Origin of the sequence: uncultured Psychromonas sp., from assembly GCF_947489755.1 — a bacterium.
Taxonomy (GTDB): domain Bacteria; phylum Pseudomonadota; class Gammaproteobacteria; order Enterobacterales; family Psychromonadaceae; genus Psychromonas.
Genome location: NZ_CANLFB010000107.1, coordinates 1 through 232, shown reverse-complemented (window position 1 = coordinate 232; position 232 = coordinate 1). Strand labels below are relative to the sequence as shown.

The following is a 232-nucleotide window of genomic DNA, read 5'->3' as shown; positions in this document are numbered from 1 at the left end:
CTTACGGTGATATCACTATCGATGAAAACGGTGAATGGACATACGCAGCGGATAATACGCAAGCAGCTATTCAAGCGCTAGATGACGGTGAGTCATTAACCGATACTATTACCGTGACAACCAGCGATGGTGTTGAGCAAGAAATTGTTATTACGATCAACGGTGTTGACGACTTATCGGTTGTGACAGGCGATGATACTGGCGCAGTAACTGAAGATGCGGATGCAACCAC

General features: G+C 46.1%; 1 protein-coding gene. It reads left to right on the top strand.

What is annotated here, in order from left to right; translation table 11 throughout:
- The coding region (locus tag Q0794_RS18200) for a VCBS domain-containing protein (RefSeq protein ID WP_298944298.1) at positions 1–232 on the top strand (232 nt) is incomplete at both ends.